At 35.5% G+C, this 6,723-nt stretch carries 6 protein-coding genes; 5 read left to right on the plus strand and 1 reads right to left on the minus strand.

The features are described from left to right. The first annotated feature begins 514 nt into the window (after window positions 1–514). The 5 genes from FTV04_RS15230 (at window position 515) to FTV04_RS15250 (ending at window position 5,896) form a co-directional block, all read left to right on the plus strand. Window positions 515–1,687 carry a replication initiation protein gene (locus FTV04_RS15230; protein WP_127800989.1) on the plus strand — a complete coding sequence of 391 codons (1,173 nt, stop codon included), beginning with the start codon at window positions 515–517 and terminating at the stop codon, window positions 1,685–1,687. Window positions 1,688–1,926: 239 nt separating this feature from the next. Continuing rightward, window positions 1,927–2,631, plus strand: coding sequence for an IS6-like element IS1008 family transposase (locus FTV04_RS15235; protein WP_043963410.1), 705 nt, complete (start codon window positions 1,927–1,929; stop codon window positions 2,629–2,631). 60 nt (window positions 2,632–2,691) lie between these two features. Continuing rightward, window positions 2,692–3,537, plus strand: coding sequence for a replication initiation protein RepM (gene repM, locus FTV04_RS15240; protein ID WP_180049802.1), 846 nt, complete (start codon window positions 2,692–2,694; stop codon window positions 3,535–3,537). A gap of 1,083 nt (window positions 3,538–4,620) precedes the next feature. Next, window positions 4,621–4,959: a hypothetical protein gene (locus FTV04_RS15245; protein ID WP_114237945.1), complete on the plus strand. Its 339-nt coding sequence runs from the start codon at window positions 4,621–4,623 to the stop codon at window positions 4,957–4,959. A 136-nt stretch (window positions 4,960–5,095) separates the two neighbouring features. Further along, on the plus strand, window positions 5,096–5,896 hold the full coding sequence (locus tag FTV04_RS15250; protein ID WP_114237944.1) for a DUF2310 family Zn-ribbon-containing protein: 801 nt from the start codon (window positions 5,096–5,098) through the stop codon (window positions 5,894–5,896). Between the two features lie 731 nt (window positions 5,897–6,627). On the opposite strand, the gene FTV04_RS15255 is transcribed toward FTV04_RS15250, so the two are convergent. Continuing rightward, window positions 6,628–6,723 (minus strand): transposase domain-containing protein (locus FTV04_RS15255; protein WP_141192730.1); only part of this gene is annotated, 96 nt, incomplete at its 5' end.

Below are 6,723 nucleotides of genomic sequence, written 5' to 3' on the forward strand. Positions count from 1 at the left end.
AAGGTCTGTCACTAGGGTGGAAGGTTTGTCACTACTATTTTTATAACTGCTATTTTTATTTAAAAATAATTTAAAAAACAAATATTTAAGCTGTTAATAAAGTCTCATAACTAAGCTTTAAAGGTGGAAAGATTGTCACTGTATCTTCTTAACCTGTGGATAATCTGTTTTTATTGGATATTTCCTGATGATTATATGTGCAGTTATACCTTTTAAATCTAACAAAAAGGTGGAAGCCTTGTCACATCAGGGTTTTTATCTGACTTAACCTAACTAGACCTGAATGAAAAAAGTAAAAATAGACCTTCTGAACTGTAATTTCGAGACTAAAGGTGGAAGGTCTGTCATCATGGGGTGGAAAGATTATAATTAATTCCACTTTAAGTGCAGGAAATCGGCTAAAATGCTTCTTTTTGATGACAAACTTTCCACTTTTAGAATATTGTGGTGAAAGTCTTGAAAGTTTTTCCACTTTTGTATATAAAAACTAAGTTAAATTATAAATATCACGGTTATGACAGAATCTGAACCATTGCAAGAAGAATCGAATTATATTCCTTACTGTATAGGCAACATTCGCCATAATGGCGTTGTCAGTACCAGTAACCGTTTAATTCGCCCAATCGAATTATCAGCCAATGAATATAAGGCACTTTTATATGCAATGGCGGTTGCGAATTATAGTGAGAAAAATAGGGTAGATGGTGAAATTACCGAACAAACTTATATTTATTTGTATAAGGATGATTTGGCAGATTTACTAGGATTAAATAAACGTAATTCAATTAATGTTGCAATAGATCGGATTTATAAAGAGCTTTCATCCCGGGTAGCTCATTTTATTATTGAGGAGCCAGCTGATAATGGTAAGAGAAAGACTAAAAAAGTACATTCTGTCGTTCCCATTATCCGTGAGTTAAGATGGGAAGATGATTCTAAAAATGCGATTCAGATTCGTTTTACCAGTGAGGTGTTGCCGTATTTCACTCAACTGGCTGGGGGTAATTTTACTACCTATCAGCTAAAACATCTTTTTGCCCTAGATTCTGTTGCCAGTATGAGTCTTTATACTTATTTCATTAAAAACGAATTTAAGTACGCCAATCAAAAGAGTTATGAAGTGCCATTACTTTTAGAAAACTTGAAAGCACTGATTGATATTAATGAAACCAAATATGATCGCTGGGTAGATTTTAGACGCTATGTATTAGACAAAATAGTGGCAGAAATTAACGAAAATACAGATCTACAGTTAGAGTATGAAACCGTTAAGAAAGGCCGTCCAATTGTAGGTGTGAATTTTAAACTGCATCATCGGATTGCTGATAAGGCACTGGATGAATTTGCAGTGATTGAAAAAATCTATCTTGATGTTCCATTTGAAGACAATGCATCCGTAAAAGAATTAGGGGCTAAATTCGATATGAATGTACGTTCTTGGTATATTTTTAATAATGATGAAAATTATCAGCAGTTCAAGAAGTGGTTTAAAAAAGTAGGATGCCTCACTGACTCTCAAGCAAATATTGTCATTAATGACACTTTATTCCAAATGGATTTTGCTGAAATTGGTATGGGGTTGAATGACTTTAAACGAAATATGAAGCATAAACTTAAAAGTAATCCGGAATTCGTCCATAGTATTCGTGAAAGACTGAATGATATTTTTGGTAAAGAGTTGATCTAGCGAAAAGTGTAGCAACTTGCTACACTTTTTAGATATATGTTCGTAAAGAATACAAGTGGTAAGGACCTTAGGATAAAAACGACTCTGTTGCATAAAGTGTGAAAATTGAGACTGAACCGTACCGGGTTTGTCGGAGACCAACTTTCTTGAGAGAATGTTCCAATGACAAAACCAAAGGCACTGTTGCAAATAGGCTGACATGATAAGCTAAATATCTTATTTATTTCGAGATACAGCAGATGAATCCCTTCCACGGTCGGCACTTTCAAGGTGAAATCATTCTTTGGGCTGTTCGTTGGTATTGTAAATATGGCATCAGCTATCGTGAACTTCAAGAAATGCTCGCTGAACGAGGCATAAATGTGGATCACAGTACAATTTATCGTTGGGTTCAGCGTTATGCTCCAGAAATGGAAAAACGGTTACGCTGGTATTGGCGTAACCCTACAGATTTACATTCATGGCATATGGATGAGACTTATATCAAAGTGAAGGGGCGATGGACTTACCTGTATCGTGCAGTTGATCAACGTGGTCATACGATTGACTTTTACCTTTCCGCTAGACGGAACAGTAAATCAGCCTATTGTTTTTTAGGAAAGATCTTCAATACGGTGAAAAAATGGCAAATTCCACGGGTCATCAATACAGATAAAGCAGCGACCTATGGCCATGCTTTATCACGGTTAAAGCGAGAAGGAAAATGTCCAGTAGATATTGAGCACAGGCAGATTAAGTATAAAAATAATGTCATTGAATGTGATCATGGTAAGTTAAAGCGAATCATCAGGGCCACATTAGGATTCAAATCTATGAAGACTGCTTATGCCACAATTAAAGGTATTGAAGTCATGCGTGCACTACGTAAAGGACAAGCATCGTCATTTTATTATGGTCAGCCTCAGGGTGAAGTGTGTCTAATCAACAGGGTTTTCGGTCTCTAAGCACTTTTTAAAGGGAACATCATCGACTCAAATCTCTATTTGCAACAGTGCCCTCGTAAGTTGGGCGATAATATTGAAAGTGTATTGAACAAGACTTTAACTATTCATGCCCAATCTTATATGCAACAGTTTGACGTGGCTAAACATACGGCTTATGAAGCCCTAAAGCGTGGAGTCAATGGTTTATTTGAAGCGGAATTTAATTACACCCAGTTTGTTGAGGGTAGTCAAAAAATTGAGTTTGTCCGCAGTCGCTTTGTGCAAAAGATTAGTTACGTTAATGATTTAGGATTGGTAAGATTAGTATTCGCCAATGACGTTGTACCATTAATTGTAGGATTGGAAAAAAAATTTACCAAATACGAGATAGAGCAAATTAAAGGCTTACAGAGCCGATATGCTATTCGCCTGTATGAGTTTTTGATTAAATGGCGGTCTGTGGGCAAAACCAATGAAATCTCGTTAGATGAGTTAAGAAATCATTTTGGGTTATTGAGTGATGAATATGTGCGTATGCACCATTTCAAAGCAAGAGTTTTAGATTTGGCTATTAGTCAAATTAACGAACACACGGATATTATTGCTGAATATGAGCAACACAAGCAAGGTCGCACTATTACAGGATTTACCTTTAAATTTAAACAAAGAACCAAGCCCAAAACGGTAAAAGCTGAAAAGACAGAGCGTGATCCACATACAGTAGATATGTTTATAACCATGACCGATAATCAACGCTTTGCCTTCGCTAAAAAAATATCTCAATTACATGAGGCATCGTATTTGGCACAAGGGCAAGCAGGTCGAAGTTACGATGTGTTTGCTGAACAAATTGCTGAAGCATTATTAGATAGTGAAAAGCAGAAAGTATATTTACCCTTCTTATCGAAATTAGGGTTTAAATTTTAAGATTTTTATTCGCTGTTTACAGGTTGTGGTAGAAGTAGTCCTTGATATCAAAAACAAAAATTATTTTAAGGGAATAAAGGCTTCTGACTATCACCAAATGATAAGTTATCTGAGTTCTATTCAGTGAAAAACTGCTATATTAGGGGTCAGCACAGAAAACGGAAATTATAGGGCGGTAAGTACATTTATTTACTTCTATGTAGTTGTTATTTAAGAACTTCGTTAAAAATCTTTCAATTAAATTGCATGTTGCCAATCTCTAGCAGACAGGCAAAGCATAAAAATATAAATCTTTGATTTTAATAAATTAATTAGTCGACAAAATTCCTTGTCGTACTATTTTCTCCAAATTCTGGGGTAACCCCTATCAAATCAAAAACTCGATGATATGCGTCATTTAGTTGATCAAATACCTTCTTACGGCAGTCAATCTATACCTAAAATAAACGATCCTAGTTGGGAGGGGTTATTAGATGATCGGAGAATATCTTGGAATATGAACGACATCACCATAATAGAAAGGCTAGTACTTATTTATTATACTTTTAGTATGAAGGTTCTTAGTGTTTTCAATCAAGAATTTGCAGAGAGAGGAGTTTCTTTTTCATACTCTGATTAGTATGCCTATGGCAAACCAATTTCACTGCTTCGGTACCCTAGTGAGGACTAGAACCTTAGGCTGTAGGCTAATGATATTGGTATATTGAGTTATTTAGGTAGTCGCGGTGTACTTCATGGTGTATAGAAAGTTAGTTTTTCGAGCTAATAAAGCCATTTTGACAAAATTTAAGAAGTATTTTAGAAAACTAGATAGTTACACAGAATTTAGGGTAGTCTCAAAATGAAAGTTATAACTAATGGTTCTTTAACATCTTCTAATTCCTTTGGTGAAAAATAAGATTCCATTTTATGCTTAACTCTCAACTTTTTTTCGCTAAATCATTTATTTTACGAAGGTTAGACTTTCAATATTAAACTTACAATTCTTGTAATACAGCCATTCCAATAGGCTTAAGAAGTTGAGAGTGGCATTTCTTGCATAGAATTATTTTGTATTAAATAAAATAACTAAAGGTTTGGCTCGTGAAGATCTCAATAAGAAAACTGTATGTAATTAGCTTAAGTGCATTAATTACTGTGGCTTGTTCCAGTCAAAGTGAATCAGAAGGGATGCTAATTATAAATAACAAAACCTCCGAAGATATAACTAAGGTTAATTTAACTTATAAAACCACTAATAAATCAGAAAATATAGGTAATTTATCTCCTAATCAATCATTTAAGTATCCTATAAAATATTCTGACACCGAAGACTCTATAGTAATTACATATACTGATAGTAATAATACAGTGCATAAGGATGTAGCTGTTCCTTATTTCGGTAAATATGATAAGAAAAATTATAGTTATAATATCAAGTAGTTTAAGTATTATTAATATTTAGAGTGTACGGCATTGACGGTATAGGTTAAATTGACACTACAAGACAGCACTTTAACCAATTTCAACAGCAACATCCCCAAATATATTTAATATAAATTAAGCATGAGATATAAAAATGCACGCCTTTGATATTATCATACCCCAATATACAGGTATCGCTGAAGATGATGATAGCCACGACCATGATGTATTTTGTTATTTAGGAAATTTAGAAGGCAACGGACAAATATTACCCCGTAACCATCATTTAGCTGTTAGCCAAAATGATATTACTCGCGTGACTGTGGTGTGTCCTGAAATGGATGCCCTTGACCGTAAAAATATGAACAGCTATGCCCAAGAAATGCACAATAAAATCGAACAGTTAGCAGGTAAACCCATTCAAACCTTGTATATCGGAGAAGACCATGACTATCCTCTTCCCCGTTATGCCGTACCAACGCAATCTGAATTTTACATGTTGCGTTGGGGCTGGAGTTCGCCTTTACTAGATGGAGTAACCTTACAAGGCATTCCTCTATATAAAATCCCATATACCCAACCTGATCACCCTTGTTATGATAATGTGTGGTCATGGTATCGTCAGGCTGAAGCGTTATATCGTTTGTGGCTTGGTTCTCAACCAGTAAGTGAAGCCTTTGCCTTAGAGCAAATGCAAAATCCCAATTCTGAGCATAGCAAAATAGGTCGAGAATTGTGCCGTATCATTGAACAAAGCACAGGTGTACCCACCTATTATTTTCTAATGAATTACCGTGATTGGACACAGGCAGAAGATATGGAACAAAAATGTCCACTGACAGGGCAGGATTGGCTATTGCCTGCCAATACCTATCACTATATTGATTTTAAATGCGATGAGAGTCGTTTGGTGAGTGAGTTGAGTCAAAATTGGTCGGATGAAAGCGAGGACTGACCGAATGAAAAATTATTTGTGGTAAGCTCATAAAGCCTATCAAGCATAGAGATAAAAATAACACCCAAACTATCTGTAACCAACCGTGAATCGTCTCGATATTTTCGGAGAGTGTTTTACTGGAATCAGGTACAGGACAAGTTTATTTTCAGTATACCCTAGCGGAACCACCTAAAAAGCCCCTTAGACCTATTAATAGACTACCTAGAACAGACCGTTATAAGAAAACCGCCTATAACAGACTATTCTAGGTAGTCAGTTTTTCTCGCTATCTTGAGAAATCATAGTCTTCTTCGTTCCCGTCTAAATACTCGAATATAGGGGTCAGCACAGAAAACGGAAATTATAGGGCGGTAAGTACATTTGTTTACTTCTATGTAGTTGTTATTTAAAAACTTCGTTAAAATTTTCAATTAAATTGCATGTTGCCAATCTCTAGAAGACAGGCAAAGCATAAAAATATAAATCTCTGATTTTAATAAATTAATTAGTCCACAAAATTCCTTAGCGTGCTATTTTCTCCGAATTCTGTGCTGCCCCCAATTAGCAATATTTAGAAAGGTCTAGGATAGCTATTTCTTGGCACGGGTTGAGATTTTGGAGCAACTGATAGATCGCTATCCGCCAAAGGCTCAATTTCACTTAATTCTCGCCTAGTCGTTACCATCTCACTATAAGCTTCTTTGAAATCAGGATTATTGTAAGCGTCCGCTGAACCCCATGCCTATTTTTTAATTTGAGTTGGATTTCCAGCGATGTGGCAGTAATTCTTCAATCTGAGTCACTTTATGTGTCGGCAACCTTTTCAGCACATCACTTAAATAGGC

The organism is Acinetobacter sp. YH12219, from assembly GCF_013417875.1.
GTDB classification, from domain to species: Bacteria; Pseudomonadota; Gammaproteobacteria; order Pseudomonadales; family Moraxellaceae; genus Acinetobacter; species Acinetobacter amyesii.